Raw genomic sequence first — 26,364 nt, forward strand, 5'->3', positions numbered from 1 at the left:
TGCCAGTAAGTGCCGCAAACGTGAAACAAAAAGGCCCGACCGGTATCAGCCGGTCGGGCCTTTTTCCTGCGGGGCGCGGACCGATGCATCCGCGCGGCCCGGGTCGCGCGATCAGACCGCCATCGGCGCGGTCAGCGGCTCATGATGGCGGTAGCCGACAAGCGAGAAATCGGACGGCTCGATCTGCTCCAGCCACTCGGGCGCGTAGACGCCCGTCTTCGCGTATTCCGGCACGCGCTCGGCAATCTCGAGCCGCGGGCTGTCGTAAGGCTCCCGTGTGAGCTGGCGCTGCAGCATGTCGAGCTGGTTCTCGTAGATATGGGCGTCGCCGATGAAGTACGTAAACCAGCGCGGCGTATAGCCCGTCAGCCGGCCGACGAGCGCCAGCAGCGCCGCCCCTTCCGTCAGGTTGAACGGCGTGCCGAGGCCGACGTCGTTGCTGCGGATGTACAGGCACAGCGAGATTTCGCGCTTCGTCGCATTCGGCAGGAACTGGTACAGCAGATGGCACGCGGGCAGCGCGATCTGGTCGAGCACGGCCGGATTCCACGCGTGAAACAGGATGCGGCGGTCGGCCGGGTTCTCCATGATCGTGTCCAGGCACTGGCGCAACTGGTCGATCGCCTTGTACAGCAGCACCTTCGGCGCGCCGTCTTCGTCGAAACGCGTGACGATCCGGAAGCCGCGGCGCGTCGCATCGGCGATCTGCGCGTCGGCACCCGCGTCGAGCACCTTGTAGCCCGGCCACTGGCGCCATTGCACGCCGTACACGTCACCGAGATCGTCGACGCCCTGGCGATACGGGTTCGCGAGCCATTGCGCGTTCTCGTTCGCGTTCGCGTCCCACACCTTGCAGCCGAGCGCGCGGAAATCAGCCGCGCTGCGCGACGCGCGCAGGAAGCCGACCAGCTCGCCGATTGCGGACTTGAACGCGAGCTTCTTGGTCGTCACGGCCGGGAAGCCTTGCTGCAGGTCGAAGCGCAGCATCGCGCCCGGCATGCTGATGGTGCGGATCCCCGTGCGGTTCTCCTGCCAGCTGCCGGTATCGAGAATGGTACGAACGAGGTCGAGATACTGTTTCATGCGGGTTCCTTCGGCCGCGAGGGCGGCCGTACCCGCCAATTTTAGCAAGCGTGATGAGGAAGCTCCGGCAACGGCGCCGAAAACCCTGCCAGCGTGTCGCCGCGATCGCGCATGCCGTGTGCGCACATCAGCCGGTAGAGCGTGACGCGCGACACGCCGAGTTCGCGTGCGGCATCCGCAAAACGGCCGCGATGGCGCAGCAGCGCCTGCTCGATCGCCTGCCGTTCGGCCGCCTCGCGCGCCTCCAGCAGCGACACGGGCGCGAGCGTCGCAAAGTCGTTCAGCTCGAGATCGGCCGCGGTGATCATCCGGCCCTCCGACATGACGATCGCGCGGCGCACGCGATTGATCAACTCGCGCACATTGCCCGGCCACGAATAGCCGTACAGCGACGCGACCGCGTCAGGGGAAAAGCCGCGCAGGCGACGATGCGCATCGCCCTTGAAACGCTCGAGCATGTGGCGCGCGAGCACCTCGATGTCCTTGCCGCGCGCGCGCAGCGGCGGCTCCTCGATCTTCAGCACGCACAGGCGATGAAACAGGTCTTCGCGGAACCGCCCTTCGCGCAGTGCCGCCTCCATGTCCACGTGGGTCGCGCAGATCACGCGCACATCGACCGGCACCGACACATGGGCACCCAACCGCTCGATCTTGCCTTCCTGCAGGAAGCGCAGCAGGCTTGCCTGGCTTTCGAGCGGCAAGTCGCCGATCTCGTCGAGAAACAGCGTGCCGCCGTTGGCGGCCTCGACGCGGCCGATCTTGCGCTGGTTCGCGCCGGTGAACGCGCCGCGCTCGTAGCCGAACAGTTCGGCCTGCAGTAGTGTCGACGGAATCGCGCCGCAATTGATCGCGATGAACGGCGCCTGCGCACGCGACGAACGCTCGTGAATCGCAACCGCCGTCAGTTCCTTGCCCGTACCCGATTCGCCGGAGATGAACACCGGCGCGTCGGTTGCCGCGACGCGACGAATCGTCCTGAAAAGCCCGAGCATCGCATCGCAAGTCCCGACCATTTCGCCTTCGCTGCGTCCGGCGCCGACGGGCGGTGCAACGGGTTCGGTCAACGCGACCATCCCGTGTGCATGACCGACGGTCTCGACGATCCGCGACGTCTCGTACGGCATCGTCACGTAGTCGAAACAGTAGTCGCGAATGAGATGGCGCAGCGTAGCGTCCTGCAACTGGCCGCGACGCGTCGCCGCGATCCAGCCGATGTGCTGAATGCTCAGACAGGTTTCGAGTTCGCGCAGGTCCGAGGGCTTGAAGCCCGGCGAAAAATCGAGCAGCCCGGCCGTTGCGACACCATGCTGCACGACGCGCCGTACGTCTCGCACGGTCTCCGCGAGATCGACACGCCAACCGCATTCGTCGAAATGGCCGCGCAACGCGTCGTTCGGTTCGCGCGAATAGTAGATCACGTGCCGCTGATCGGCTCCCATATGCTCACCCCGTTCATCAACCGTCTAACGATTGCCGTGCACGCCACATCACGTGCGAAAAGGATCGAATCGGGTCAGCCGAAGGCGGCTCGATTCGCCATGCCGATGCGCGACGACAAAGCCTCGCATGATGGCGCTTATCTTGCGTCCAGTTATTTTGATCAAGACAGCTTAGTTATAGGCACTGAATACGACAATCCGATTTCAGCGCGGTGAGCGATGCGGCCGTATCGCTCAGGAGGTCGATGCATGTCAATCGTCTGCACATAGCACCTGCGCAGCGATACGTTCTGTCATCAACACTTGCGACGATTTTCATCCTTGAAGCGCATCGATTGAATCCGCAGTATTCCCGAGCCCCCTCGTTTCAGGCTTGAAACATTTTCAGCCGTTTTCCGACACAATTCGCAACGCTTGAGCACGAATCGCAGTCTCGACAACGGTCCCGGCGCGATGGCATGCATTTCGCTGAATATGGAAACCGTCGGAGACAGCGACCATGCGAAAACATCTTTTACTTTCTTTCGTGCCGATGGCCATTGCGGTCGCGGCCGCCGGCCCGCCCACGCCCGTACGCGCAGACGAAAGCACGAATCCGGATCGCGCCATGCTGCTCGCGGCCAATGCGCCGAGCACGCAGCACGGCAACGGATTCGGCATCGTGACCGTGTCGTCACCGCAACCGCTGCCGGCCGGCAGGACGTCGGTGACGCTGTGGGACGAGATCCCGCCGCCTCAATTGCCGATGCCGCTCCCGGCACCGCAGCCGGGCGACGTGCAGCACGCGATGGATGGCACCGCGCAAGGCAGTACGCATCAGTGATGCACGAGCCGATCCATTTGATAAGGATGACGTATTGATTTGAGCAAACCGGACCGCATCGATCGGATGCCTGCATCGTCGATCTCGCAACACGAAACGGTTTTTGTGCTCCGTCCCCCGGCGGGCACTCTTTTTATTCATTCCGTCGCCGCGACGCATTGACTCGAGCGTCGCGGCGCGCAGTGCAGGAGCGGATGCGCGCACCCGGAACCGGCGCGCGCCGCCGTTCCGGTAGAATCGGCGCCATTCCGGTTTTCCTTTCCCCGACCTACATGACGACGTTGACCCTGATCGTCGCGCGCGCCCGCAACGGCATCATCGGCCGCGACAACCAGTTGCCCTGGAAACTTCCCGAAGATCTCGCCTTCTTCAAGCGCACGACGATGGGCGCTCCGATCGTGATGGGCCGCAAGACCCACGAGTCGATCGGCCGGCCGCTGCCGGGCCGTCGCAATATCGTCGTCACGCGCGACGCGACGCGTCGCTTCGACGGTTGCGACACGGTCACGTCGCTCGCCGATGCGCTGGCGCTCGCCGCGCGCGACGGCGTGCCCGAAGCGTTCCTGATCGGCGGCGCGCAGCTCTACACGGAAGGTCTCGCACTCGCCGACAAGCTGGTCGTCACCGAGATCGATGCCGACTTCGACGGTGACGCCTCGTTCCCGGCGCCCGACGCCGCGCAGTGGCAGGAAGTGTCGCGCGATGCGCACCAGGCGGCCGCGCCGAACACGTTCGGCTATGCGTTCGTCGTCTACGAGCGCAAGCGCGGCTGACGCATCACGCAGCATGAAAAAAGCCCGACCGGCTCACGCCGATCGGGCTTTTTGTTTGATGGCGGCCGAGGCCGCACGCCGCTTACTGCCCGGCGATCGTCATCTGCTCGATCAGCACCGAGCCCGTTTCCTTCGTGCCGCGCACGATCGAATCGGCGCCGATCGCGACGATATGCCGGAACATTTCCTGCAGCGTGCTCGCGACGGTGATTTCCTCGACCGGATACTGGATCACGCCGTTCTCGACCCAGAAGCCCGCCGCGCCGCGCGAATAGTCGCCCGTCACGTAGTTCACGCCCTGCCCCATCAGCTCGGTCAGCAACAGGCCCGTGCCGAGCTTCTTCAGCATCGCGTCGAAATCGTCGCCCGCCTGCGTGTTCGAGCTGCGCAGCGCGAGGTTGTGCGAGCCGCCCGCGTTGCCGGTGGTCTGCGTGCCGAGCTTGCGCGCCGAATAGGTCGACAGGAAGTAGCCTTCGACGACGCCATCCTTGACGACGCTGCGCGCACGCGTGCGCACGCCTTCCTCGTCGAACGGCGCGCTGCCCATCGCGCGCGGCACGTGCGGATCCTCGACGACCTGGATGTGCGGTGCGAACACCGGCTTGCCGAGGCTGTCGACGAGGAACGACGTCTTGCGGTACAGCGCACCGCCGCTCACCGCCTGCACGAACGCACCGAGCAGGCCGGCCGCGAGCGGCGCCTCGAACAGCACGGGCACCTTGCGGGTGTCGAGGCGGCGCGCGCCCATCCGTGCCAGCGCACGCTCGGCCGCGTAACGGCCCACCGCTTCGGGTGCCGCGAGATCGATCGCGCTGCGCTTCGACGAATACCAGTCGTCGCGCTGCATGTGACGGCCGCTGCCCGCGATCGGTGCGCATGCGATGTAGTGGCGCGAGTACGGGTAGCCGGACAGGAAACCGCGCGACGTGGCCAGCACGAATTGCGAATGCTGGGCCGACACGCTCGCGCCTTCCGAATTGCGGATCTGCGGGCTGACCGCGAATGCGGCGTCTTCCGCGCGGCGGGCGAGCTCGACGGCCTCGTCGGCCGTCAGCGCCCACGGGTGGTACAGATCGAGGTCGCGCGGGTCGGTTTCGAGCAGTTCGGCTTCGGCCAGGCCGGCCGCCTCGTCCTCGGCCGTGAAGCGCGCGATGTTGTACGCGGCGGCGACGGTGTCCTTGATCGCACCCGGCGAGAAATCCGACGTGCTCGCGTTGCCGCGCTTCTTGCCGATGAACACGGTCACGCCGACCATCTTGTCGCGGTTGTGCTCGATCGTTTCGACTTCGCCGCGGCGCACCGACACCGACAGGCCGTCGCCCTCGGAGATTTCGGTCGCGGCGTCCGTCGCGCCGAGCGCCTTCGCATGGCGAAGGATGTCCGAGGCGATTTCTTTGAGCTGGTCCTGCGTGTGCGGGAAATAGCGCGCTTGTACGTCGAGATTGGCTGCCATCGTCTAGATATCCGGTGGCGGGCGGGCGCCCGCATGTTCAAAATATTACGTATCCCGCGATCATAGCAAGGTCCGGGGCCGGACACCGACAAGCTTGGGGTGTCCGCGGCGCGATACAATGCCGCCCATGACACGCAAAACCCGAATCCAGCCGATCGAGCATGCCGCCGAAGACGACGACAATGGCTACGATCGCCCCAGCAAATCCCAGCTGAAGCGCGAGATGCACGAGCTGCAGGTGCTCGGCCAGGCACTCGTCGATCTGCCGAAAGACGCGCTGAAACGCATGCCGATGCCCGAAAGCCTCGCCGACGCCGTGCGCGAGGCCCGCCGAATCACCGATCACGAAGGCAAGCGCCGCCAGCTCCAGTACGTCGGCCGCGTGATGCGCTCGCTGACCGACGACGAGACGGCCGCGCTGCGCACCGCGCTCGACGCGCAACGCGGCGTGAACAAGGCCGCGACGGCCCGCCTGCACTGGATCGAACGCACCCGCGAACAGTTGCTCGCGAACGACGACGCCCTGACCGAATTCCTGCGCCAGCACCCGGAAGCCGATATCCAGGAAGGCCGCACGCTGATCCGCAACGCACGCAAGGAAGCGCAGCAAGGCAAGCCGCCGCGCTATTTCCGCGAGCTGTTCCAGTGGATCAAGACCGCTGGCGGCACGTCCAATGCGGACGACGAAGCGGCGGACGACGCCGGAGACGACCATGACGACGACGAAGCGTAACCATCCGGACGAGCTCGTCGTCGGCCTTGTGTCGATCAGCGACCGCGCGAGCACGGGTGTCTACGAGGACAAAGGCATTCCCGCGCTGCAGGAATGGCTCGCCGGCGCGCTGGTATCACCGTGGCGCGCCGAGACGCGCCTGATCCAGGACGATGCGCCCACGATCTCCGCCACGCTCGCCGAGCTCGTCGACGTCGCGGGGTGCGACCTCGTGCTGACGACGGGCGGCACGGGCCCCGCGCGCCGCGACGTGACGCCCGAGGCCACGCTGGCCGTGGCGACGAAGGAAATGCCGGGATTCGGTGAACAGATGCGGCAGATCAGCCTGAATTTCGTGCCGACCGCGATCCTGTCGCGGCAGGTCGCGGTGATCCGCGAGACGGCCGACCATGCGGCGCTGATCATCAACCTGCCAGGCCAGCCGAAGTCGATCCGGGAAACGCTCGAAGGGCTGCGCGATGCCGACGGCAAGTCGACCGTGCCCGGCATCTTCGCTGCGGTGCCCTACTGCATCGACCTGATCGGCGGCCCGTACATCGAGACCGACACCGCGGTGGTCGCGGCGTTCCGGCCGAAAAGCGCTCAGCGCGCACCGCGCTAAGCGCGTGCCGGCCCGCTCAGGCGGCCGGCGCGGACTCGCCCGCCGAAGCAGACGCGGCCGGAATCAGGAAATGCTCGCGGTAGTACTTCAGTTCGTCGATCGACTCGTGGATGTCCGCGAGCGCCGTGTGCATCGCCCGCTTCTGGAAGCCCTTGTAGATCGCAGGCTGCCAGCGTCGGCACAGCTCCTTGAGCGTGCTGACGTCGAGGTTGCGGTAGTGGAAGAACCGCTCGAATTCGGGCATCCAGCGCGCCATGAAACGGCGGTCCTGGCAGATCGAGTTGCCGCACATCGGCGACTTGCCGGGCGACACGTACTGCGCGAGGAAGGCCTGCAGTTGCTCGGCGGCTTCCGCTTCGGTCACGGTCGACGCGCGCACGCGGTCGATCAGGCCCGAGCGGCCGTGCGTCGACTTGTTCCAGTCGTCCATCTTCGCGAGCGTTTCGTCGCTCTGGTGGATCGCGAACACCGGGCCTTCGACGGCGATATCGAGCGTGGAATTGGTCACGACGACCGCGATCTCGATGATGCGGTCGTTATCCGGGTCGAGGCCCGTCATCTCCATGTCGAGCCAGACGAGGTTCAACTCGTTGCGCACGAGCGCGGGCTGGCTGGTGGAAGCGGCGGTATCGGTCATGAGTCATCCTGGAAAATGGCGGACGGCGCGCGGCGCCGCCCGGGCGGGCGGCATCGCATCAGCGGGGCCGGTCCGCAAGAACATATAATTCTCGCATAGAACCCTTTGGCGCCTTCGATGTCACCCTTTTCGTTCACCCTGCTGTTCGCGCTCGCCGTGCTCGCGATGGTCGTCACCAAGCTGTGGCTCGCGTCGCGGCAGATCCGCTTCGTCGCGGCGCACCGCAACGGCGTGCCCGCGCAGTTCAGCGCAACCATCCCGCTGACCGCCCACCAGCGCGCGGCCGACTATACGGTCGAGCGCACCCGGCTGACGATGCTCGAAATCGTCGTCAGCGCGGCCGTGCTGATCGGCCTCACGCTGCTCGGCGGCGTCGGCGCACTCGACACGCTGCTCACCGGCTGGCTCGGCCGCGGCTACGGGCAACAGGTCGCGCTCGTCGCTGCGGTGCTCGTGATCACGAGCGTCATCGACGTCCCGTTCGAGTATTACCGCCAGTTCGGGATCGAACAGCGTTTCGGCTTCAACCGGATGACGAAGCGGCTGTTTTTCACCGACATGCTGAAAAACTCGCTGCTCGGCGCCGCGCTCGGCCTGCCGCTGCTGTTCGTCGTGCTGTGGCTGATGAACCAGGCCGGCAGCCTGTGGTGGCTGTGGACCTGGATCGTCTGGGTCGCGTTCCAGATGCTTGTCCTGCTGATCTACCCGACCTTCATCGCACCGATCTTCAACAAGTTCGAGCCGCTGAAGGACGACGCGCTGCGCGCGCGCATCGAGTCGCTGATGAAGCGCTGCGGCTTTGCGGCGAAGGGGCTGTTCGTGATGGACGGCAGCCGCCGCTCCGCGCATGGCAACGCGTACTTCACGGGTTTCGGTGCGTCGAAGCGAATCGTGTTCTTCGACACGCTGCTCGCGCGCCTGTCCGGCCAGGAAATCGAGGCCGTGCTCGCGCACGAACTCGGCCACTTCAAGCGCCGTCACGTGATGAAGCGGATGCTCGTATCGTTCGTGCTGAGCCTCGTGCTGCTCGCGCTGCTTGGCTGGCTGGCGCAACACACGTGGTTCTATACGGGGCTCGGCGTCACGCCGTCGCTCGACACGAGCAACGCGGGTGCCGCGCTCGTGCTGTTCTTCCTCGCGATTCCCGTGTTCCTGTTCTTCGCAACGCCGTTCGGCAGCCTCACGTCGCGCAAGCACGAATTCGAGGCCGACGCATTCGCGGCCAGCCAGACCGACGCACAGGATCTCGTCAGCGCACTCGTGAAGCTCTATGAGGACAACGCGTCGACGCTGACGCCCGACCCCGTCTACACGGCCTTCTATTACTCGCATCCGCCGGCATCGCAGCGGATCGACCGCCTGATGCAGCACGCATGAGCCGGCCGACCTCCCGCAAGCCGGCCCCGCGCGCGTCGAATGCGCAACGGGTCGAAGGCCGCGTGATCGCGGCGCACGGGCGCCACTACATCGTCGCACCCGACGATGGCGGCCCGATGCTGCAGTGCTTCCCGCGCGGCAAGAAAAGCGATATCGCAGTCGGCGACCGTGTCATATACGAACTCGCATCAGCCGACCAGGGCGTCATCGTCGAGATCGGCGAACGGCGCAACCTGCTGTACCGTTCCGACCAGTTCAAGTCGAAGCTGTTCGCGGCCAATCTCGATCAATTGCTGATCGTGCTCGCGACCGAGCCCTACTTCAGCGAGGACCTGCTCGGCCGCGCGCTGATCGCCGCCGAGGCGAACGCGCTGAAGCCGCTCGTCGTGCTGAACAAGATCGACGTCGAAGCCGCGCTGCCGGTCGCGCGCGAGCGCCTCGCGCCCTACCGCGCCCTCGGCTACGACGTGCTCGAGCTGTCGGTGAAGGGCTCGCCCGACGACGCACGCGCACAACTGATGCCGCACCTCGCCGGCCATTCGACGATCCTGCTCGGCCAGTCCGGGATGGGCAAGTCGACGCTCGTGAACCTGCTTGTTCCCGATGCCGAAGCCGCCACGCGCGAGATTTCGGCCGCGCTCAACAGCGGCCGTCATACGACGACGTTCACGCGCCTCTACCCGTTGGAGGGCGGCGGCGCGTTGATCGATTCGCCGGGCTTCCAGGAATTCGGCCTCTACCACCTGACGGAAGGCCGTCTCGAGCGCGCCTTTCCGGAGTTTCGGCCGCTGCTTGCCGACTGCCGTTTCTATAATTGCCATCATCTGCACGAACCCGGCTGCGCGATTCTCGAAGCCGTCGCCGACGGCCGCATCGCACCGTCGCGGCATGCGCTGTATGCGCAGCTCGTGCACGAGGCGAGCCAGATCGTCCGCTGATCGCGCGGCGCGCGCGGCGGCCAGCCGGTGCCATCCGGGCCGGCTTTCATCGACAGGAGCCGCGATGCGTTTCAAGGCACCCGATCTCGCGACCGCGCAGCATTGGGCCAACGTGCTTCAGGTGGCCGGCATCGGTTGCGAGCTGCATAACTGCTACGCGACCGGCGCTCTCGGCGGCCTGCCCGCCGACGCGTGCACGCCCGAACTGTGGCTCGACGACGAACGCGACGACGCACTCGCGCGCCGGCTCCTCGATGCCGCGTCACACGGCCCGTCGGCCGGCGCCGCGCCGTGGCGCTGCCGGCAGTGCGGCGAGGCGCTCGAAGCCCAATTCACCGCGTGCTGGCAATGCGGCGCCGTACGCGACCCGCTAGACGACTGACCCACAGCAAAAAGGCCGGCTTCAAGCCGGCCTTCTGCCTTTCATCGGGTGCCGCACTGCCCCGTCACGACACCCAGACGGCGAGCGTCAGCATCAGCAGCAGAATCATCCACAGGATCACCGCGCGCCAGACGAGCCCAACCGCGGATTGCAGCGTACGCGGCGTGCAATCGTCACCGACCGTCAGCGGACCGCTGTCGCCAACTGCCAGTGCGTCCAGGCTCGACGGTTCCGCGAGCGGCCCCGCGAGGCGTGCGCCGAGCGCTCCGCTGCCGGCTGCCAGCAGGACGCCGTCGTTCGGATCGGGCCACTGGCGCGTGTGGTTGCGCCACGCATAGATCGCGTCCTCGAAATTGCCGACGATCGCGAAGCCGAGTGCAGTCAATCGCGCGGGAATCCAGTCGATCACGAAGAACGCGCGCTGCGCGAACGTCGAGAAGGCCGCCGTGCGCTCGTCGCCCGGCGTCGACCAGCTGCGCGCGAGGTATTCGGAAATCCGGTACAGCACGGCACCGGCCGGGCCGATCGGCAGCACGTACCAGAAGAACACGCCGAACACGTGGCGATGCGAGGCGACAACGGCGTGAATCAGCGTATGGCGGACGATTTCGCCGACCGGCATGTCGACCGTGTCGATGCCTGTCCACTCGTGCAGGATTTCACGCGCCCGCGGCACATCGTCGTTGTTGAGCGCGAGGTGGATGTCGGTGAAGTAATGGCTGAACTGACGGAAGCCGAGCGTGAAATACACGACGACGACGTTCCAGATGAATGCGAGCACGAAGCTCACCTTGTACAGCAGGAAATAGATCAGCGCGACGATCAGCACCCACGGCAGCACGACCGCGAGCCAGGCGAGGATGCCATGCTTCTGCTTGCCTGCGTCGAGACCATGCGCGACGGTTTCCGCATGAAACTGGAACAGCGCGAACACCGGATTGTTCGGCGACAACGCGCGGACCTGTTCGATGATGAGGGCGAGGAGAACCGAAAAGAAAGTCATGCGTGGCGCCGTCTTCGGAGTTATGTCATTTTTTGCATAACGATAGCACAGCGTAAGCACCGGATGGCTGCCGGCGCGGTCGCCCGGCGACCGGCTGCGCGCCCCAGACGCCGTGTGCGCCTAGCCGGCGGCCAAGAAGCGGTACAGATTGCGCAACATGCCGGCAGTTGCGCCCCAGATGAAGTAATGCCCGCCGGGTTCGCCATTCGGATAGGGCATCGCAAAAAAACGACGCTCCCCGCCTTCCCAGCGGAACACACGGACCTGATGGTTCGCGGGATTCATCAGGAACGCGAGCGGCACCTCGAAAATCTCGGCCACTTCGAACGTGTCGGCCTGCACGGTGAACGGCGGATGCACGAGGCCGACCACCGGCGTCACGCAAAAGCCCGTACCGGTCAGGTAGTCGGGCAACGCGCCGAGGATCTCGACACGCTCGTCGGCCAGCCCGATCTCTTCCTTCGCCTCGCGCAACGCGGTTGCGGTTGCATCGCGATCGAACGGTTCGCGACGACCGCCGGGGAAACTGATCTGTCCGGCGTGGTCGTTCAGGTGGTCGGCGCGCTGGGTCAGCAGCACGGTGAGGCCAGACTCGCGGACGACTAACGGCACGAGAACGGCCGCGCTACGCGGATCGACGCCCTCCTGCAGCCTCGCTTCGCCGGGCTCGACGCTCCATTCGAGCGTGCGCGCGAAACGATCGCGCAGGCCGGACGGCGTCATCAGTCGGGAATCGATGGCCGGCTGGCCGGCGCCGGTGCCTTCGACCGGCAGGACTTCGGGATCGATGATGGGGCGGCGATTCAATGGGGCTCTCGGGTTCGTGTTGTATCGAGCATATTCTCGCGCCAGAATGAAAAAAGCACCCGGTTGGGTGCTTTTTCCTTACAGCTCTTACTCTTGGGAAGCTGCTGCGGTGCGATCCTTCGACACCAGCTTTTCCTTGATACGAGCCGACTTGCCCGAACGCTCGCGCAGGTAGTACAGCTTCGCACGACGCACATCACCGCGGCGCTTCACGACGATGCTTGCCAGCAGCGGCGAGTACGTCTGGAACGTACGCTCGACGCCTTCGCCCGACGAGATCTTGCGGACGATGAAGTTCGAGTTCAGGCCACGGCTGCGAATCGCGATCACGACGCCTTCGTAAGCCTGAACGCGCTTGCGGTTACCTTCAACCACGTTCACGTTCACGATAACCGTATCGCCCGGGGCGAATTCGGGGATCGTCTTGCCGGCGAGCGCGCGCTCGATTTCTTCCTGCTCAAGTTTTGCGATCAGATTCATTACTGACTCCTTTTGCCATCGTGTCGGCGTTGGCACCCGCCTGCTTCCAGGCCTGGCCCCGATAGAGGATGGATTCACATCAGGCGCCGTACACGCATGCACGACACCGCCAATTCCCGCTCGCGCAGCCGCCTCAGGAGGCGTCCTTCGCTTCGCGTGCGAGGTTCGCAAGCCATGCCTCGTCGGCACGGCTCAACAACTTCTCGCGGCGCGCCCGGACGATCAGGTCCGGCCGCTTCCGCAACGTATTTCTCAATGCTTCCTGGCGCCGCCACCGCTCGATCTCGGCATGATGCCCGCCGAGCAGCACGTCCGGCACGCGCACGCCGTCGTATTCCTCCGGGCGCGTGTAGTGCGGACAGTCGAGCAGGCCGTCAGCGAAACTGTCCTGCACGGCCGACAGCGAATCGTTCAGCACACCGGGCAGCAACCGCACGACCGCATCCATCATCGCCATCGCCGGCAATTCTCCGCCGGACAGGACGAAATCGCCGAGGCTGATTTCCTCGTCGACGCAACGATCGAGCAGGCGCTGGTCGATCGCTTCATAGCGGCCGCACAGCACGACGACACCGGGCTCCTGCGCCATCCGCACCGCACGATCGTGCGTGAGCGGCGCGCCCTGCGGCGACATCATCACGACACGCGTGCTCGCGATCCCCTGTTCCGCCTGTGCCGCTTTCGCGGCATCGATCGCGGCTTCGAGCGGCCTGGCCAGCATCACCATGCCCGGACCACCGCCGTACGGACGATCATCGACCGTGCGGTAGTTGTCCGTCGTGAAATCACGCGGGTTCCAGGTGCGCAGCCCGAAGCGCCCTTGCTTGACGGCCCGGCTGGTGATCCCCCAGTCGGTCAGTGCACGGAACATCTCGGGAAAGAGCGTGACGACGTCGAACTGCACCGCGCTCTCGGTAACCTGGTTCATTTCAGTAATCGGCTTCCCAGTCGACGACGATGCGACGCGCCGCCTGATCCACCGTTTTGACGTATACGCCGACGAACGGAATCAACCGCTCGTCGGTGGTCGGCTGACCGTCTTTGCCGGTCGCCGGATACTCGACACGCATGATCGAATGCACGCCATTGTCGATCATCCCGCTCACCTTCCCGAGTGCCACCGATTGCTCGTTGACGACGTCGAGACCGATCAGGTCGACCCAATAGAATTCGTCCGCGGCCAATGCCGGGAAATCTTCCCGGCGCACGAACACGCGAAAGCCGCGCATAGCAAACGCGGCATCGCGGTCGCTGACGCCCGCGGGTTGCGCAACGACGGTGTCGCTGTGCGCCTTCGACTGCATGATGCGGACGGAAAGCCGCTCCGCACCGCGTTCCAGCCACCAGTGGCGCGCCTTGAGCAGCGCATCGCCACCGCGACCGGCGTCGGCATGCGTCGCCACCTTGACCCAACCCTTCAGGCCATAGGCGTCGACCACCGCCCCGACCTCGACGGCATCGTCGGGCCAGGCTTGCGCCACTTCGAGACTGTCCTGCTCGGCAGCCTGACCGGCGTTCGCGACAACGTCGCGCTCGACCGGCTTGCGGACGAATGCGCCAAACGACGCACGCCCGCGCCTTGCATTACCGGAATCGTGACCCGCCATTAATGCACCTCAAAGCCGGCACGACCGGCACACCGTGCCATGTTAGGCAGCCGGTTGCGCCTTTTGCGCTTCCTTCACGAGACGCTGGACGGTCGGCGACAGTTGCGCGCCAACGCCTTGCCAGTACGTCAGACGATCCTGAGCGATACGCAGCGATTCGCCCTTCGTAGCGACCGGGTTGTAGAAGCCGACGCGTTCGATGAAGCGGCCGTCACGACGGTTGCGCGAATCGGTAGCAACGATGTTGTAGAACGGGCGCTTCTTCGAGCCGCCACGAGCCAGACGGATGATAACCATATGATGTCCTTCGGGAAAACCGGGTTCGAAACTACTGAAACACGCGATTATAGCCGGAAACCAGAGGTACAACAAACACTTACGCGGAAAAAATCCGGAGACGGCCTGTCCGCCGGGCATACAATCGTCGTGTCCGGGACGTTCCACACCGTCATGCCGCCCCTTCGCGCCGCCTCGATGCGCCGCGTGCAGCACCGTTTTGCGGCGCTGCTTGCCGGCCTTGCCTGCCTCGCATCCGCACCGGCGTTTGCCGCGCCGTTGCCGGTGAGCGAACTCGTCGTGCCGCCCGGCTTCCACGTCGAAGTGCTGACCGATGCGGTACCGACCGCCCGCGAAATGGCGTGGTCGCCGCGCGGCATCCTGTATGTCGGCACACGGGAAGGCCGCGTGCATGCATTCGTGATGCACGAGGGCCAGATCAGCGCGCGCTACGTAATCGCGTCCGGGCTCGACATGCCCGTCGGCGTCGCTTACCGTGGCGGCGCACTCTATATATCCGCCGTATCGCGCATCCTGCGTCTTGATCATATCGACGACCAGCTCGCCGCGCCGCCCACCCCCGCCGTCGTCACCGACGCGCTGCCGACCGAACACCATCACGGCTGGAAATTCATCGCGTTCGGCCCTGACGGCAAGTTGTATGTACCGACCGGCGCACCATGCAACGTCTGTCTCGCCGATCGCAGCCGCTACGCGATCATCGCACGCATGAAGGCGGACGGCAGCGGGAGCGAGGTTGTCGCCCGCGGCGTACGCAATACGGTCGGCTTCGCGTGGCATCCCGATTCGGGCGAGCTTTGGTTTACCGACAACGGGCGCGACATGATGGGCGACGACGTGCCCGACGACAAGCTGAACCGCGCGCCACGCGCCGGCCTCGACTTCGGTTTCCCGTATTGCCATGGCGGCGACACACCCGACCCCGAATTCGGCAGCGCCGACGTATGCCGCCGCTATGTGCCGCCCGTATTGAAACTCGGTGCACACGTCGCAGCACTCGGCATGCGCTTCTATACAGGGCCGATGTTTCCGGCGTCGTATCGCAATAACATCTTCATCGCTGAACACGGCTCGTGGAATCGCAGCACGAAGGTCGGCTATCGCGTGATGCGCGTCGTCGTCTCGGCGGACGGCAGCCAGGCGCGCCAGACCCCGTTCGTCACGGGCTGGCTGCGGCCCGACGGCACGGTATGGGGACGCCCGGCCGACGTGTTGCCGCTGCCGGACGGCTCGCTGCTCATCAGCGACGACTACGCGGGCGCGATCTACCGCGTGACCTATGCGGCACCTTGACGCAGGACAGGGGTGACCGGGCCCGACCGGGCATCGTAGAATGCGTGCCGGGCCGCACGCCCGCGCCGGCCCGCCGGCCGCCCATGCCAACGACAATACGCCGCCATCCATGTCCAGCAGCACCGCACCGTCCCGCCGCTTTCGCTCCAAGACGCTCACCGCCGCCCTCGCGTTCCTGTTCGGATCGCTCGGCGCGCACCGCTTCTATCTGTATGGCTTCCGCGACGTGTTCGGCTGGGCGCACCTGCTCGCAACGATCGTCGGCATCCCGGGCTTCCTCCTGCTCGCCGCAACCCAGCGCAGCGCCGGCCTCGGCTGGTGGCTCGCGGTTCCCGGCGCGATCTCGCTGCTGGCGGCGTTCCTCGCCGCGCTCGTCTACGGGCTGCGCCCCGACGAAAAATGGGACGCGCAATTCAATGCAGAGACGGGCAAGCACAGCAAGTCGGGCTGGACCGTGATCTTCGTGGTGATCTTCTCGCTGCTGATCGGCGCGTTCCTGCTGATGACCGCGCTCGCGCTGTCGTTCCAGACGTATTTCGAATCGCAGGTCGAAGCGGCCAAGCAGATTTCGCAGTAAGCGTAACGACCACTACGCACCCGACGCCCCGCGCCGGTTTAGCACGCCGGTCAGAACAGGTTCAATTGCATGTCGTCGCGTGACTGCGCCGACCGCGTGCCGGCTGAACGACCAGCAACGCGCGGCACCGGCGCCGCGGCAGCCGGCGCACCACGAAACTGCGACAGATCGAGAATGCCGTTCGTGCGCTCGTTCAGCCCGAGCCGCTTGACGGCCTGGCGGAAGCGCTGCCGCAGCAGGTCGGCCCAGATCCCCTCGCCCTTCATCCGTTTCGAGAAATCCGAGTCGTAGTCCTTCCCGCCGCGCATGTCGCGCACGCGGTTCATCACGCGCTCCGCGCGATCCGGAAAATGCGCGGCAAGCCAGTTCTTGAACAGCGGTGCGACTTCCCATGGCAGCCGCAGGATGATGTAGCTCGCATACGTCGCGCCGGCTTCCGCGCATGCCTCGAGCACGCGCTCCATATCGGGCTCGGTGACGAACGGAATCATCGGTGCAATGCTCACGCCGACCGGCACGCCCGCCTCGCTCAGTGCGCGAATCGTGCGCAACCGGCGCGCCGGTGTTGCCGCGCGCGGCTCGAGCGTGCGCGCGAGATCGGCATCGAGCGTCGTGATCGTGACTGCCGCCATCACCTGCCCGCGTTCGGCCATCGGCGCGAGCAGGTCGAGATCGCGCTCGATCAGCGACGACTTCGTGATCGCGGCGAACGGCAACCCGCGATCGTGCATCACCTGGATCACGCTGCGCGTGATGCGCAGGTCGCGCTCGACCGGCTGGTAGGCATCGGTGTTGACGCCGAGCGCGATCGGCTCCGGCACGTAACGCTTGCGTGAGATCTCGCGCTCGAGCAGTTCGGCCGCATTGACCTTCGCATAGATGCGGCTTTCGAAATCGAGCCCCGGCGACAGGCCGAGATAACTGTGCGTCGGCCGGGCGAAGCAATAGATGCAGCCGTGCTCGCAGCCGCGATACGGATTGAGCGATACGCTGAATGGAATGTCGGGCGACTGGTTGTGCGTCAGGATGCTCTTCGCACGCTCCTCGAAGACCTGTGTGCGCAGCGGCGCGGGGAAATCGGTATCGTCCGACTCGTGCGTCCAGCCGTCGTCGACCGCTTCGCGCTGCGCGATTTCGTATCGCCCCTGCAGGTTGTCGACCGCACCGCGCCCCTTGCGGGGCACGGGCGGCGCTACCGGAAATTCGTTGTCGGATCGATCGTCCATGTACCCACCCATTCGCCTGCGCCCAATACTGTACATTTATACAGTATTGGGCGCAGCATGCCAAGGGCGGGATAAAGGGCCCGACAGCCTGCCGCAGGCGCGTCAGTCGCCCACCGCGATCGTCAGCGTCTCCTTGATTTCTTCCATCACGACATAGCTCTTCGACTGCACGGCACCGGGCAACTGCAGCAGGATGTCGCCGAGCAGTTTCCGGTAGTCGGCCATCTCGCCGATCCGCGCCTTGATCAGGTAGTCGAAATCCCCGGACACGAGATGACACTCGAGCACCTCGTCGATCTTCATCACTTCCCGGCGGAATTGCTCGAACATGTTGCCGCCCTTGTGGCCGAGCGTGATCTCGACGAATACCAGCAGCGCGGCATCCAGCTGGTGCGGGTCGACCCGCGCGTGATAGCCGGTGATCACGCCGTCCCGCTCCATGCGCCGCACACGCTCGATACACGGCGTGACGGTCAGTCCAACCTGTTCCGCGAGGTCTTTCATCGCCATCCGGCCGTCGTCCTGGAGCAGTTTCAGGATGCGTCGGTCGAGCTTGTCGAGCGAGCGTACGGGCTGACGTTGCGTTCTCATTTGTTTATGCTGAAAACCTGAAAAATACGATAACAAAACCTACACATTCGACAATACCATAGCGCAAAAAACTAGATCAGCTAGAGGTTACACGGAGACGCAGGTGCGCCCGGCCTCGATCTGGTCCCTTCCATCTGGAGCAGCTATGCGAGTCGTCATTCTGGGCAGCGGTGTGGTGGGCGTGGCAAGCGCGTATTACCTCGCGCGCGCCGGTCATGAAGTCACGGTGATCGACCGGGAGGCCGGCCCGGCGCTCGAGACGAGCTTCGCTAACGCAGGCCAGATCTCCCCCGGCTATGCCGCGCCGTGGGCCGCACCCGGCGTGCCGCTGAAGGCCGTCAAGTGGATGTTCGAAAAGCACGCGCCGCTCGCGATCCGCCTCGACGGCACGCGCTTCCAGCTCCAGTGGATGTACCAGATGCTGCGCAACTGCACGGCTGAGCGCTATGCGGTCAACAAGGGCCGCATGGTCCGCCTCGCCGAATACAGCCGCGACTGCCTGCAGGCACTGCGTGCCGATACCGGCATCCAGTACGAAGGCCGCACGGGCGGCACGCTGCAACTGTTCCGCACGCAGCAGCAACTCGACGGCGCGGCGAAGGACATCGCCGTCCTTCAGGAAGCGAACGTGCCGTTCGAACTGCTGTCGCCGGCCGACCTGAAGAAAGCCGAACCGGCGCTTGCCGCCGTCTCGCACAAGCTGACGGGCGGTCTGCGCCTGCCGGGTGACGAAACGGGCGACTGCCAGCTGTTCACGACGCGCCTTGCAGCGCTCGCCGAATCGCTTGGCGTGAAGTTCCGCTACAACACGCCGATCGATGCACTCGCAATCGCGGGCGGCAAGATCGCCGGCGTGCAGTGCGGCAGCGAGACGGTGCGCGCGGACGCGTACGTCGTCGCGCTTGGCTCGTACTCGACCAGCTTCATCTCGAACCTGATGAAGATCCCCGTCTATCCGCTGAAGGGCTATTCGATCACCGCGCCGATCGTCAACGAAGCGGCCGCGCCCGTTTCGACCGTGCTCGACGAGACCTACAAGATCGCGATCACGCGTTTCGACCAGCGCATCCGCGTCGGCGGCATGGCGGAAATCGTCGGCTTCGACAAGAAGCTGCGCGCCGCGCGCCGCGAAACGCTCGAAATGTGCGTGAACGACCTGTTCCCGGGCGGCGGCGACACGTCGAAGGCAACGTTCTGGACGGGCCTGCGCCCGATGACGCCGGACGGCACGCCGATCGTCGGCCGCACGCCGGTGTCGAACCTGTTCCTGAACACCGGCCACGGCACGCTCGGCTGGACGATGTCGTGCGGCTCGGGCCAGCTGCTCGCAGACCTGATCTCGGGCAAGATGCCCGCGATCCAGGCCGACGACCTGTCGGTGCATCGTTACCTGAAGGACGTGGCCGGCCAGACGCGTCCGGCATACGCATAAGCCGCGGCTGCCTGCGGCAATGCAGGCAGCCGAGCATGAAAAAGGCGCCCCTCGGGGCGCCTTTTTTCGTTTCACCGGATGCGTGGCGGAATCAGAACTGGTCTTCCGTCAACGCGAGCACGCCCTCGTTGCCCTTCGTGCCGACGATCGACGCGTCGAACGCGCCCGCCTGCACCAGCACGTGCTCCGCATAGCATTGCGCAATCGCGATCTTCGCATCGAAGAACGCCGGGTCGCTCGCGCGGTTCGCGTGCGCCGCCACCAGCGCGCGGCCCATCTGCCACCCGCACAGCACCACGCCCGCCAGCTTCAGGTACGGCACGCTGCCCGCGAACACCGCGTTCGGGTCCTGCTTCACGTTCGCCACCACGTAATCGACCACCGACGACAGCGCCTTCGCGCCCTTCTCCAGCTGCGCCTTCACCGATGCGGCCGCCGCACTGTCCAGCTTGCCCAGCGCCGCCACCGTCTCGCCGATCTCCGCGATCAGCGCCTTCGCCACCGCGCCACCGTCGCGCATCGTCTTGCGGCCCACCAGGTCGTTCGCCTGGATCGCCGTCGTGCCTTCGTAGATCGCCAGGATACGGGCATCGCGGTAATACTGCGCTGCGCCCGTCTCCTCGATGAAGCCCATCCCGCCGTGCACCTGCACGCCCAGGCTCGCCACGTCGTTCACCATCTCCGTGCTCCAGCCCTTCACCACCGGCACCAGATACTCGTAGATTGCCTGATGACGCGCCCGCGTCGCCTCGTCCGAATGGCGGTGGGCAATGTCGCTGTGCGCGGCGGCCACGTAGGCCAGCGCCCGCGCGCCTTCGGTCAGCGCGCGCATCGTGCCGAGCATGCGGCGCACGTCCGGGTGATGGATGATCGTCACCGACTGCTTGGCCGAACCATCGACCGGGCGGCTCTGCACGCGTTCCTTCGCGAATTCCGCGGCCTTCTGGTACGCACGATCGGCCACGCCGATCCCCTGCATCCCGACGCCGAAGCGCGCGGCGTTCATCATGATGAACATGTACTCGAGGCCGCGGTTTTCCTCGCCGACCAGGTAGCCGATCGCGCCGCCGTGGTCGCCGTACTGCAGCACCGCCGTCGGGCTCGCCTTGATCCCGAGCTTGTGCTCGATCGACACGCAGTGCACGTCGTTGCGCGCGCCCAGCGAGCCGTCTTCATTGACCATGAACTTCGGCACGATGAACAGCGAGATGCCCTTCACGCCTTCCGGCGCGTTCGGCGTGCGCGCCAGCACCAGGTGGACGATGTTGTCCGCCATGTCGTGCTCGCCCCACGTGATGAAGATCTTCGTGCCGAACACCTTGAACGTGCCGTCGCCCTGCGGCTCGGCGCGCGAGCGCACCAGCGCGAGATCGGAGCCCGCCTGCGGCTCGGTCAGGTTCATCGTGCCCGTCCATTCGCCGGAGATCAGCTTCGGCACGTAGCGCTGCTTCTGCTCGTCGGTGCCGGCCGTCAGCAGCGCCTCGATCGCGCCGTCGGTCAGCAGCGGACACAGCGCGAACGACAGGTTCGATGCATTCAGCATCTCGATGCACGGCGTCGCGATCAGCTTCGGCAGCCCCTGGCCGTCGTACTCGGACGGATGCTGCAGCCCCTGCCAGCCGCCTTCGACGAACTGGCGGAACGCTTCGCCGAAGCCCGGCGTCGCGGTCACGACGCCGTCCTTCCAGCTGCTCGGGTTGCGGTCGCCTTCGACGTTCAGCGGGGCCAGCACCTCGCCGCAGAACTTCGCGGACTCGTCGAGCACGGCCTGCGCCGTGTCGTAACCGGCATCCTCGAAGCCCGGCAACTGCGCAACGGCGTCGATGCCGGCCAGTTCCTTCAGCACGAACAGCATGTCCTTGACGGGGGCGTTATAGCTCATGGTGTGTCTCCCTCTTCTCTCTTCTGTCGATGGCGAAAAAAAAGGGGCGCTCGTCGCGCCCCTCTTCTCGTGTGCTTACCGCCGAAGCGTCACACCGCTTTAGCCGAGCTCGGCGACGAGCTCCGGCACGAGCGCGAACAGATCACCGACGAGGCCGTAGTCGGCCACGCTGAAGATCGGTGCTTCCGGATCCTTGTTGATCGCGACGATCACCTTCGAATCCTTCATGCCGGCCAGGTGCTGGATCGCACCCGAAATGCCGACCGCGATGTACAGCTGCGGTGCGACGATCTTGCCGGTCTGGCCGACCTGGTAGTCGTTCGGCACGTAGCCGGCGTCGACTGCCGCGCGCGAGGCGCCCAGTGCCGCGCTCAGCTTGTCCGCCAGCGGCTCCAGCACCTTCGTGTAGTTCTCGCCGCTGCCCAGGCCACGGCCGCCCGACACGATGATCTTCGCGCTGGTGAGTTCCGGACGGTCCAGCTTCGTCACCTCACGGCTCACGAACTGCGACTTGCCGGCATCGGCTGCCGCTTCGATCTTCTCGACCGCTGCGCTGCCGCCTTCCGCTGCCACCGGATCGAAACCCGTCGCACGCACGGTGATGACCTTGATCGGATCGCTCGACTGCACCGTCGCAATCGCGTTGCCTGCGTAGATCGGGCGTTCGAACGTGTCGGCCGAATCGACCGCCGTGATGTCCGAGATCTGCGCGACGTCCAGCTTCGCGGCGATACGCGGTGCGATGTTCTTGCCATAGGCCGTCGCCGGCGCGAGGATGTGCGAGTAGTCCTTCGCGATGTTCAGCGCGGTCGCTTCGACGTTTTCCGCGAGGCCCGCTTCGAGTTGCGGCGCATCGGCCAGCAACACTTTCGAAACGCCCGCAATCTTCGCTGCCGCGTCGGCTGCGCCTTGCGCGTTGTGGCCCGCGACCAGCACGTGAATGTCGCCGCCGATCTTCGCTGCCGCCGCCACCGTGTTCAGCGTCGCGGCCTTGATCGACGCGTTGTCGTGTTCTGCAATCACCAGAATCGTCATTTCTTTCCGCTCCCTCTTACAGCACCTTGGCTTCGGTCTTCAGCTTCTCGACCAGCGTCTTCACGTCCGGCACCTTCACGCCGGCTGCGCGCTTCGGCGGCTCGACCACCTTCAGCGTCTTCAGACGCGGCGCAACGTCCACGCCCAGGTCTTCCGGCTTCACGGTTTCGAGCGGCTTCTTCTTCGCCTTCATGATGTTCGGCAGCGTCACGTAACGCGGCTCGTTCAGGCGCAGGTCGGTCGTGATCACCGCCGGCAGCGTCAGCGACAGCGTTTCCGCGCCGCCGTCGACTTCGCGTGCGACCGTTGCACGGCCGTCGGCCACCGTGACCTTCGATGCGAACGTCGCTTGCGGCAGGCCTGCCAGCGCGGCCAGCATCTGGCCCGTCTGGTTCGAATCGTCGTCGATTGCCTGCTTGCCGAGGATCACCAGTTGCGGCTGTTCCTTGTCGACCAGCGCCTTCAGGATCTTCGCGACGCCCAGCGGCTCGACGCCGTCGTTCGACTCGACGAGGATCGCGCGATCCGCGCCGATCGCCAGCGCCGTACGCAGCGTTTCCTGCGCTTGCGCGACGCCGACCGACACGGCGATCACTTCGGTCGCCACGCCGGCTTCCTTCAGGCGGACGGCTTCTTCCACCGCGATTTCGTCGAACGGGTTCATCGACATCTTCACGTTCGCGATGTCGACACCCGTGTTGTCCGACTTCACGCGGACCTTCACGTTGTAATCGACCACTCTTTTCACTGGCACCAGGATTTTCATGCACACGCTCCAAAGTTACGAATACGACCAGAGGCCATTCTATAGCGAGGCCTCATGACTGCGCGGCCAAGCGGACCCAACCTTCGTGGTTGTCGAGGATACCGCTTCTTGGCGACGCGCCAATGATAGCGAACGGTCGTTCTATTTTAAAAGAGAAAAAACCCGGACGCAAAGCCCGGGTTTTCGATCATCGACTCTAATCTCGCCGGGCGCCCCGTGCTTCGCCCGTTACCAGGCGGCAATGACCGCGCCGCCGAACTTGCCTTCGATGAACTGCTTCACCTCGGCCGAATGATAGGCCGCGACCAGTTTCGCGACCCACGGCTTGTTCCGGTCCGCCTCGCGGATCGCGAGGATGTTCGCGTACGGACCGTTCGGACCCTCGATCGCGATCGCGTCCTGTTTCGGTTTCAACCCCGCTTCCATCGCGTAGTTGGTGTTGATCGCGGCCGCGTCGACGTCGCCGAGCGAGCGCGGAATCTGCGCCGCGTCGAGTTCGACGATCTTCAGCTTGCGCGGATTGTCGACGATATCGAGCGGCGTCGCCTTCAGCCCCGCGTCCGCACGCAGCTTCAGCAGGCCCTGCTTTTGCAGCAACAGCAGCGCGCGGCCGCCGTTGGTCGGATCGTTCGGGACCGCGATGCGTGCGCCCGGCTTCAGTTCGGCCAGCGACTTCACGCGCTTCGAATAGATGCCCATCGGGAACGTGACGGTATCCGCGACCTTGATCAGCTTGTAGCCGCGATCCTTCACCTGCGCCTGCAGATACGGATCGTGCTGGTAGCTGTTCGCATCGAGGTCGCCCGACGCGAGCGCGGCGTTCGGCTGCACGTAATCGGAGAATTCGACGATACGGATGTCGAGGCCGCTCTTCGCCGCGACCTTCTTCACCGCTTCCATGATCTGCGCGTGCGGCCCACCCGTCACACCCACCTTGATGGTTTCGGCCTGCGCGTGCGCGCCCGCGAACAGCGCGGCCGCGCCCAGTGCCGCCGCGAATTTCAGCATGAAGCGTCGTTGCATCGTGTGTCCCCTAACGGATCAATCTTGTTTTACTTGTGGCTCAACCGGCGGACGAGCCAGTCACCGAACGACTGCACGATCTGCACGAACACGATCAGGATCGCGACCACCGTCCACATCACTTCAGGCAGATAACGCTGGTAGCCGTAGCGGATCCCGAGATCGCCGAGGCCGCCGCCGCCGATCGCGCCCGCCATCGCCGAATAGCCGACCAGCGACACGAACGTGATCGTCAGGCCCGCGACGACGCCCGGCAGCGATTCGGGCAGCAGCACCTTGAAGACGATCTGCGACGTGGTCGCGCCCATCGACTGCGCAGCCTCGATCAGCCCGCGGTCGACTTCGCGCAGCGCCGTCTCGACCAGACGCGCGATGAACGGCGCGGCCGCGAGCGTCAGCGGCACGACCGCCGCGGCCGTGCCGATCGACGAACCCGTAATGAGCCGCGTAAACGGAATCACCGCGACCAGCAGGATGATGAACGGCGTCGAGCGGACCGCATTCACGATGCCGCCGAGCACGCGATTCACCGCGAGATTCTGCAACACGCCCTGGCGATCAGTCAGGTAGAGCAGCACGCCGAGCGGCAGGCCGACGAGCGCGCCAACCACTCCGGAGATGCCGACCATGATCAGCGTCTCCCAGAACGACTGCACGAACATATCGAACATCTCACTCAACATACGAAAGCTCCTCTACCACCACCCCTTGCTCGCGCAGGAACGCGAGTGCCTGCCCGACCTTGCCCGGCTCGCCGCCCGCGAGCACCGCGAGCGAACCGAATGCCTGCCCCTGGATCTCGTCGATCTGGCCGTGCAGGATGTTGAAATCGAGCTCGTACCGGCGGATCGTCTCCGACAGAATCGGCTGGTCGACCCCCGAGCCCGTGAACGCGAGCCGCAGCAAATGCCCGCTGCCGGTCTTCAGCCGCTCGGCCACGCGCGCCTTCAGCGCGGGCGGCAGTTCCTGCGCGATCACGTCGCCGATCAGCGCGCGCGTCACTTCGTGATGCGGCTGCAGGAACACGTCGATCACACGGCCTTCCTCGACCACGCGCCCTGCGTCGAGCACCGCGACGCGATCGCACACCTGCTTGATCACTTCCATCTGGTGCGTGATCAGCACGATCGTCAGGCCGAGTTCGCGGTTGATGCGCTTCAGCAGGTCGAGGATCGAGCGCGTGGTCTCGGGATCGAGCGCGGACGTCGCTTCGTCCGACAGCAGCACCTTTGGCTGGCTCGCGAGCGCGCGGGCAATGCCGACGCGCTGCTTCTGCCCGCCGCTGATCTGCGACGGATAGCGATCCTTCTGCGCGGACAGCCCGACGAGGTCGAGCAGCGGCAGCACGGCGGCCTCGATCTCGGCACGGCTTGCACCGGCCAGTTCGAGCGGCAGCGCGACGTTGTCGAACACCGTGCGCGACGACAGCAGGTTGAAGTGCTGGAAGATCATGCCGATCTCGCGGCGCGCCTCGCGCAGCGCGCCAGCCGGCAGCAGCGTGAGATCGCGCCCGCCGACGACGACATTGCCTTCGGTCGGCCGCGTGAGCAGGTTGATGGTCCGCACGAGCGTGCTCTTGCCGGCGCCGCTTCGGCCGATGATGCCGAACACCTCGCCCTGCGGGATCGTCAGGTTGATGTTGCGCAGCGCCTCGACCCAGCCACCCGGCCCGGGAAATCGCTGCGAAAGATTGCGTAATTCGATCATGTAAACAAAACGGCGGCCGGCTGGCGAGTTGGCCCGCCAGTCGGCCGCCGATGCATCTGGAATAACCGTCGATTTTACCGCAAACCCCTCATTCCCCTTAATAATCGATTTCGATCTTTTCATAACCACACGAAATTAGAGGAGCGCCGCTGGCGCGCCGCGACGGTGCCGCGACTATGATCCGGAACACACATGCCAATCGACAGGGGACACGCCAGATGACCGCCACCACTACGCCGGCCGCCGCACCCGCCACCGCCGGGCCGGCACCTTCGTCGTCGTCCGCGCCGACCATGGGCCGGCTGCGTACCGCGGACGGGCTCGAACTGGCGTCGTACCGGTGGCCCGCCGGCGACGGCACCACGCCGCCGCGCGCGACGATCGCGCTCGTGCACGGTC

Annotated in this window: 29 protein-coding genes and 1 pseudogene; 12 read left to right on the forward strand and 18 right to left on the reverse strand. The window is 65.4% G+C overall.

The genetic code is table 11. The features are described 5' to 3' along the window. Positions 1–111: 111 nt before the first annotated feature. A complete protein-coding gene (locus G3N99_RS11435) occupies positions 112–1,083 on the reverse strand; it encodes a thymidylate synthase (RefSeq protein ID WP_175046542.1) in 972 nt (323 codons plus the stop codon). A gap of 41 nt (positions 1,084–1,124) precedes the next feature. Then, the gene (locus G3N99_RS11440; protein ID WP_011351371.1) at positions 1,125–2,522 is read right to left on the reverse strand and encodes a sigma-54 dependent transcriptional regulator; all 1,398 of its coding nucleotides are present in this window, start codon (positions 2,520–2,522) and stop codon (positions 1,125–1,127) included. On the opposite strand from G3N99_RS11440, the gene G3N99_RS11445 reads away from it, so the two are divergent. The 3 genes from G3N99_RS11445 to G3N99_RS11455 all read left to right on the forward strand — a co-directional run bounded on the left by G3N99_RS11445 (position 2,502) and on the right by G3N99_RS11455 (position 4,118). Further along, the gene (locus tag G3N99_RS11445; RefSeq protein WP_241011595.1) at positions 2,502–2,738 is read left to right on the forward strand and encodes a hypothetical protein; all 237 of its coding nucleotides are present in this window, start codon (positions 2,502–2,504) and stop codon (positions 2,736–2,738) included. The two genes, G3N99_RS11440 and G3N99_RS11445, sit on opposite strands and share 21 nt — an antisense overlap. Positions 2,739–3,021: 283 nt before the next feature. Then, positions 3,022–3,345, forward strand: coding sequence for a hypothetical protein (locus G3N99_RS11450; protein WP_206122450.1), 324 nt, complete (start codon positions 3,022–3,024; stop codon positions 3,343–3,345). Positions 3,346–3,617: 272 nt separating this feature from the next. Further along, positions 3,618–4,118 carry a dihydrofolate reductase gene (locus G3N99_RS11455; protein ID WP_069247452.1) on the forward strand — a complete coding sequence of 167 codons (501 nt, stop codon included), beginning with the start codon at positions 3,618–3,620 and terminating at the stop codon, positions 4,116–4,118. An 82-nt stretch (positions 4,119–4,200) separates the two neighbouring features. Here G3N99_RS11455 and pmbA read toward each other — a convergent pair whose 3' ends face one another. Next, a complete protein-coding gene (pmbA, locus tag G3N99_RS11460) occupies positions 4,201–5,571 on the reverse strand; it encodes a metalloprotease PmbA (RefSeq protein WP_011351368.1) in 1,371 nt (456 codons plus the stop codon). Between the two features lie 127 nt (positions 5,572–5,698). Here pmbA and yjgA point away from each other — a divergent pair, with 127 nt between their 5' ends. Next, a complete protein-coding gene (yjgA, locus tag G3N99_RS11465; protein WP_277396355.1) occupies positions 5,699–6,304 on the forward strand; it encodes a ribosome biogenesis factor YjgA in 606 nt (201 codons plus the stop codon). Beyond that, on the forward strand, positions 6,285–6,905 hold the full coding sequence (gene mog, locus G3N99_RS11470) for a molybdopterin adenylyltransferase (RefSeq protein WP_051889796.1): 621 nt from the start codon (positions 6,285–6,287) through the stop codon (positions 6,903–6,905). Before yjgA ends, mog begins: the two co-directional genes overlap by 20 nt. A 16-nt stretch (positions 6,906–6,921) precedes the next feature. On the opposite strand, the gene orn is transcribed toward mog, so the two are convergent. Continuing rightward, positions 6,922–7,542 (reverse strand): oligoribonuclease, encoded by a 621-nt coding sequence (orn, locus tag G3N99_RS11475; protein WP_011351365.1) that lies wholly within the window; start codon positions 7,540–7,542, stop codon positions 6,922–6,924. 117 nt (positions 7,543–7,659) lie between these two features. Here orn and G3N99_RS11480 point away from each other — a divergent pair, with 117 nt between their 5' ends. From G3N99_RS11480 to G3N99_RS11490, 3 genes are all read left to right on the forward strand, one after another. Next, complete coding sequence (locus G3N99_RS11480) at positions 7,660–8,919, forward strand: M48 family metallopeptidase (RefSeq protein WP_206122451.1); 1,260 nt, start codon at positions 7,660–7,662, stop codon at positions 8,917–8,919. Beyond that, on the forward strand, positions 8,916–9,857 hold the full coding sequence (rsgA, locus tag G3N99_RS11485; RefSeq protein WP_206122452.1) for a ribosome small subunit-dependent GTPase A: 942 nt from the start codon (positions 8,916–8,918) through the stop codon (positions 9,855–9,857). The genes G3N99_RS11480 and rsgA overlap by 4 nt, the downstream gene beginning before the upstream one ends. Before the next feature lie 64 nt (positions 9,858–9,921). Further along, positions 9,922–10,239 (forward strand): hypothetical protein, encoded by a 318-nt coding sequence (locus tag G3N99_RS11490; protein WP_011351362.1) that lies wholly within the window; start codon positions 9,922–9,924, stop codon positions 10,237–10,239. A gap of 64 nt (positions 10,240–10,303) precedes the next feature. Here G3N99_RS11490 and G3N99_RS11495 read toward each other — a convergent pair whose 3' ends face one another. The 6 genes from G3N99_RS11495 to rpsP all read right to left on the reverse strand — a co-directional run bounded on the left by G3N99_RS11495 (position 10,304) and on the right by rpsP (position 14,433). After that, a complete protein-coding gene (locus G3N99_RS11495; RefSeq protein WP_174943936.1) occupies positions 10,304–11,242 on the reverse strand; it encodes a CobD/CbiB family protein in 939 nt (312 codons plus the stop codon). 120 nt (positions 11,243–11,362) lie between these two features. Then, on the reverse strand, positions 11,363–12,049 hold the full coding sequence (locus G3N99_RS11500; RefSeq protein ID WP_206122453.1) for a CoA pyrophosphatase: 687 nt from the start codon (positions 12,047–12,049) through the stop codon (positions 11,363–11,365). 87 nt (positions 12,050–12,136) lie between these two features. Beyond that, a complete protein-coding gene (rplS, locus tag G3N99_RS11505) occupies positions 12,137–12,529 on the reverse strand; it encodes a 50S ribosomal protein L19 (protein ID WP_011351359.1) in 393 nt (130 codons plus the stop codon). Between the two features lie 133 nt (positions 12,530–12,662). Continuing rightward, the gene (gene trmD, locus G3N99_RS11510; protein WP_027783884.1) at positions 12,663–13,457 is read right to left on the reverse strand and encodes a tRNA (guanosine(37)-N1)-methyltransferase TrmD; all 795 of its coding nucleotides are present in this window, start codon (positions 13,455–13,457) and stop codon (positions 12,663–12,665) included. Position 13,458: 1 nt separating this feature from the next. Beyond that, positions 13,459–14,136: a ribosome maturation factor RimM gene (gene rimM, locus G3N99_RS11515; RefSeq protein ID WP_174943945.1), complete on the reverse strand. Its 678-nt coding sequence runs from the start codon at positions 14,134–14,136 to the stop codon at positions 13,459–13,461. A gap of 42 nt (positions 14,137–14,178) precedes the next feature. Next, positions 14,179–14,433, reverse strand: coding sequence for a 30S ribosomal protein S16 (gene rpsP / locus G3N99_RS11520; protein WP_006476550.1), 255 nt, complete (start codon positions 14,431–14,433; stop codon positions 14,179–14,181). A 153-nt stretch (positions 14,434–14,586) separates the two neighbouring features. Here rpsP and G3N99_RS11525 point away from each other — a divergent pair, with 153 nt between their 5' ends. Continuing rightward, positions 14,587–15,726, forward strand: a complete 1,140-nt coding sequence (locus tag G3N99_RS11525) for a PQQ-dependent sugar dehydrogenase (RefSeq protein WP_206122454.1) — start codon at positions 14,587–14,589, stop codon at positions 15,724–15,726. Between the two features lie 109 nt (positions 15,727–15,835). Then, positions 15,836–16,303, forward strand: a complete 468-nt coding sequence (locus G3N99_RS11530; RefSeq protein ID WP_039370986.1) for a TM2 domain-containing protein — start codon at positions 15,836–15,838, stop codon at positions 16,301–16,303. 50 nt (positions 16,304–16,353) lie between these two features. Here G3N99_RS11530 and G3N99_RS11535 read toward each other — a convergent pair whose 3' ends face one another. Beyond that, positions 16,354–17,541, reverse strand: coding sequence for a PA0069 family radical SAM protein (locus G3N99_RS11535; RefSeq protein WP_206122455.1), 1,188 nt, complete (start codon positions 17,539–17,541; stop codon positions 16,354–16,356). A 90-nt stretch (positions 17,542–17,631) separates the two neighbouring features. Beyond that, the gene (locus G3N99_RS11540; RefSeq protein WP_011351353.1) at positions 17,632–18,120 is read right to left on the reverse strand and encodes an Lrp/AsnC ligand binding domain-containing protein; all 489 of its coding nucleotides are present in this window, start codon (positions 18,118–18,120) and stop codon (positions 17,632–17,634) included. 145 nt (positions 18,121–18,265) lie between these two features. Here G3N99_RS11540 and G3N99_RS11545 point away from each other — a divergent pair, with 145 nt between their 5' ends. After that, the gene (locus G3N99_RS11545) at positions 18,266–19,552 is read left to right on the forward strand and encodes a D-amino acid dehydrogenase (RefSeq protein ID WP_011351352.1); all 1,287 of its coding nucleotides are present in this window, start codon (positions 18,266–18,268) and stop codon (positions 19,550–19,552) included. Positions 19,553–19,643: 91 nt separating this feature from the next. Here the strand turns inward: G3N99_RS11545 and G3N99_RS11550 are convergent, their stop codons facing one another. The 6 genes from G3N99_RS11550 to G3N99_RS11575 form a co-directional block, all read right to left on the reverse strand. Next, positions 19,644–21,434 carry an acyl-CoA dehydrogenase gene (locus tag G3N99_RS11550; protein ID WP_206122456.1) on the reverse strand — a complete coding sequence of 597 codons (1,791 nt, stop codon included), beginning with the start codon at positions 21,432–21,434 and terminating at the stop codon, positions 19,644–19,646. A 99-nt stretch (positions 21,435–21,533) separates the two neighbouring features. Beyond that, positions 21,534–22,469: an electron transfer flavoprotein subunit alpha/FixB family protein gene (locus G3N99_RS11555; protein WP_174987693.1), complete on the reverse strand. Its 936-nt coding sequence runs from the start codon at positions 22,467–22,469 to the stop codon at positions 21,534–21,536. A 16-nt stretch (positions 22,470–22,485) separates the two neighbouring features. Beyond that, a complete protein-coding gene (locus G3N99_RS11560) occupies positions 22,486–23,235 on the reverse strand; it encodes an electron transfer flavoprotein subunit beta/FixA family protein (protein WP_174944743.1) in 750 nt (249 codons plus the stop codon). A gap of 228 nt (positions 23,236–23,463) precedes the next feature. After that, a complete protein-coding gene (locus G3N99_RS11565; protein WP_047850524.1) occupies positions 23,464–24,258 on the reverse strand; it encodes a MetQ/NlpA family ABC transporter substrate-binding protein in 795 nt (264 codons plus the stop codon). 29 nt (positions 24,259–24,287) lie between these two features. Further along, positions 24,288–24,941, reverse strand: coding sequence for a methionine ABC transporter permease (locus tag G3N99_RS11570; protein WP_043181878.1), 654 nt, complete (start codon positions 24,939–24,941; stop codon positions 24,288–24,290). After that, positions 24,931–25,965 (reverse strand): methionine ABC transporter ATP-binding protein, encoded by a 1,035-nt coding sequence (locus G3N99_RS11575; protein ID WP_089439505.1) that lies wholly within the window; start codon positions 25,963–25,965, stop codon positions 24,931–24,933. The genes G3N99_RS11570 and G3N99_RS11575 overlap by 11 nt, the downstream gene beginning before the upstream one ends. Positions 25,966–26,183: 218 nt before the next feature. Here G3N99_RS11575 and G3N99_RS11580 point away from each other — a divergent pair. Next, positions 26,184–26,364: pseudogene (locus G3N99_RS11580) on the forward strand (alpha/beta hydrolase); the annotation flags it as partial.

It is taken from the genome of Burkholderia sp. Ac-20392 (assembly GCF_017104585.1).
In the GTDB taxonomy this organism is placed as follows: domain Bacteria; phylum Pseudomonadota; class Gammaproteobacteria; order Burkholderiales; family Burkholderiaceae; genus Burkholderia; species Burkholderia lata.

What these genes read in the sequence shown, in the direction of transcription:
- G3N99_RS11535 (WP_206122455.1), bottom strand. Translation starts at nt 17,541, where the DNA reads ATGGGTGGGTACATGGACGATCGATCCGACAACGAATTTCCGGTAGCG.
- G3N99_RS11545 (WP_011351352.1), top strand. Translation starts at nt 18,266, where the DNA reads ATGCGAGTCGTCATTCTGGGCAGCGGTGTGGTGGGCGTGGCAAGCGCG.
- rsgA (WP_206122452.1), top strand. Translation starts at nt 8,916, where the DNA reads ATGAGCCGGCCGACCTCCCGCAAGCCGGCCCCGCGCGCGTCGAATGCG.
- G3N99_RS11560 (WP_174944743.1), bottom strand. Translation starts at nt 23,235, where the DNA reads ATGAAAATCCTGGTGCCAGTGAAAAGAGTGGTCGATTACAACGTGAAG.
- rplS (WP_011351359.1), bottom strand. Translation starts at nt 12,529, where the DNA reads ATGAATCTGATCGCAAAACTTGAGCAGGAAGAAATCGAGCGCGCGCTC.
- G3N99_RS11570 (WP_043181878.1), bottom strand. Translation starts at nt 24,941, where the DNA reads ATGTTGAGTGAGATGTTCGATATGTTCGTGCAGTCGTTCTGGGAGACG.
- G3N99_RS11490 (WP_011351362.1), top strand. Translation starts at nt 9,922, where the DNA reads ATGCGTTTCAAGGCACCCGATCTCGCGACCGCGCAGCATTGGGCCAAC.
- mog (WP_051889796.1), top strand. Translation starts at nt 6,285, where the DNA reads ATGACGACGACGAAGCGTAACCATCCGGACGAGCTCGTCGTCGGCCTT.
- G3N99_RS11530 (WP_039370986.1), top strand. Translation starts at nt 15,836, where the DNA reads ATGTCCAGCAGCACCGCACCGTCCCGCCGCTTTCGCTCCAAGACGCTC.
- G3N99_RS11455 (WP_069247452.1), top strand. Translation starts at nt 3,618, where the DNA reads ATGACGACGTTGACCCTGATCGTCGCGCGCGCCCGCAACGGCATCATC.
- G3N99_RS11555 (WP_174987693.1), bottom strand. Translation starts at nt 22,469, where the DNA reads ATGACGATTCTGGTGATTGCAGAACACGACAACGCGTCGATCAAGGCC.
- rpsP (WP_006476550.1), bottom strand. Translation starts at nt 14,433, where the DNA reads ATGGTTATCATCCGTCTGGCTCGTGGCGGCTCGAAGAAGCGCCCGTTC.
- G3N99_RS11435 (WP_175046542.1), bottom strand. Translation starts at nt 1,083, where the DNA reads ATGAAACAGTATCTCGACCTCGTTCGTACCATTCTCGATACCGGCAGC.
- G3N99_RS11540 (WP_011351353.1), bottom strand. Translation starts at nt 18,120, where the DNA reads ATGAGAACGCAACGTCAGCCCGTACGCTCGCTCGACAAGCTCGACCGA.
- G3N99_RS11565 (WP_047850524.1), bottom strand. Translation starts at nt 24,258, where the DNA reads ATGCAACGACGCTTCATGCTGAAATTCGCGGCGGCACTGGGCGCGGCC.
- rimM (WP_174943945.1), bottom strand. Translation starts at nt 14,136, where the DNA reads ATGGCGGGTCACGATTCCGGTAATGCAAGGCGCGGGCGTGCGTCGTTT.
- yjgA (WP_277396355.1), top strand. Translation starts at nt 5,699, where the DNA reads ATGACACGCAAAACCCGAATCCAGCCGATCGAGCATGCCGCCGAAGAC.
- G3N99_RS11550 (WP_206122456.1), bottom strand. Translation starts at nt 21,434, where the DNA reads ATGAGCTATAACGCCCCCGTCAAGGACATGCTGTTCGTGCTGAAGGAA.
- trmD (WP_027783884.1), bottom strand. Translation starts at nt 13,457, where the DNA reads ATGAACCAGGTTACCGAGAGCGCGGTGCAGTTCGACGTCGTCACGCTC.
- G3N99_RS11440 (WP_011351371.1), bottom strand. Translation starts at nt 2,522, where the DNA reads ATGGGAGCCGATCAGCGGCACGTGATCTACTATTCGCGCGAACCGAAC.
- G3N99_RS11480 (WP_206122451.1), top strand. Translation starts at nt 7,660, where the DNA reads ATGTCACCCTTTTCGTTCACCCTGCTGTTCGCGCTCGCCGTGCTCGCG.
- G3N99_RS11525 (WP_206122454.1), top strand. Translation starts at nt 14,587, where the DNA reads ATGCCGCCCCTTCGCGCCGCCTCGATGCGCCGCGTGCAGCACCGTTTT.
- G3N99_RS11450 (WP_206122450.1), top strand. Translation starts at nt 3,022, where the DNA reads ATGCGAAAACATCTTTTACTTTCTTTCGTGCCGATGGCCATTGCGGTC.
- pmbA (WP_011351368.1), bottom strand. Translation starts at nt 5,571, where the DNA reads ATGGCAGCCAATCTCGACGTACAAGCGCGCTATTTCCCGCACACGCAG.
- G3N99_RS11495 (WP_174943936.1), bottom strand. Translation starts at nt 11,242, where the DNA reads ATGACTTTCTTTTCGGTTCTCCTCGCCCTCATCATCGAACAGGTCCGC.
- G3N99_RS11575 (WP_089439505.1), bottom strand. Translation starts at nt 25,965, where the DNA reads ATGATCGAATTACGCAATCTTTCGCAGCGATTTCCCGGGCCGGGTGGC.
- orn (WP_011351365.1), bottom strand. Translation starts at nt 7,542, where the DNA reads ATGACCGATACCGCCGCTTCCACCAGCCAGCCCGCGCTCGTGCGCAAC.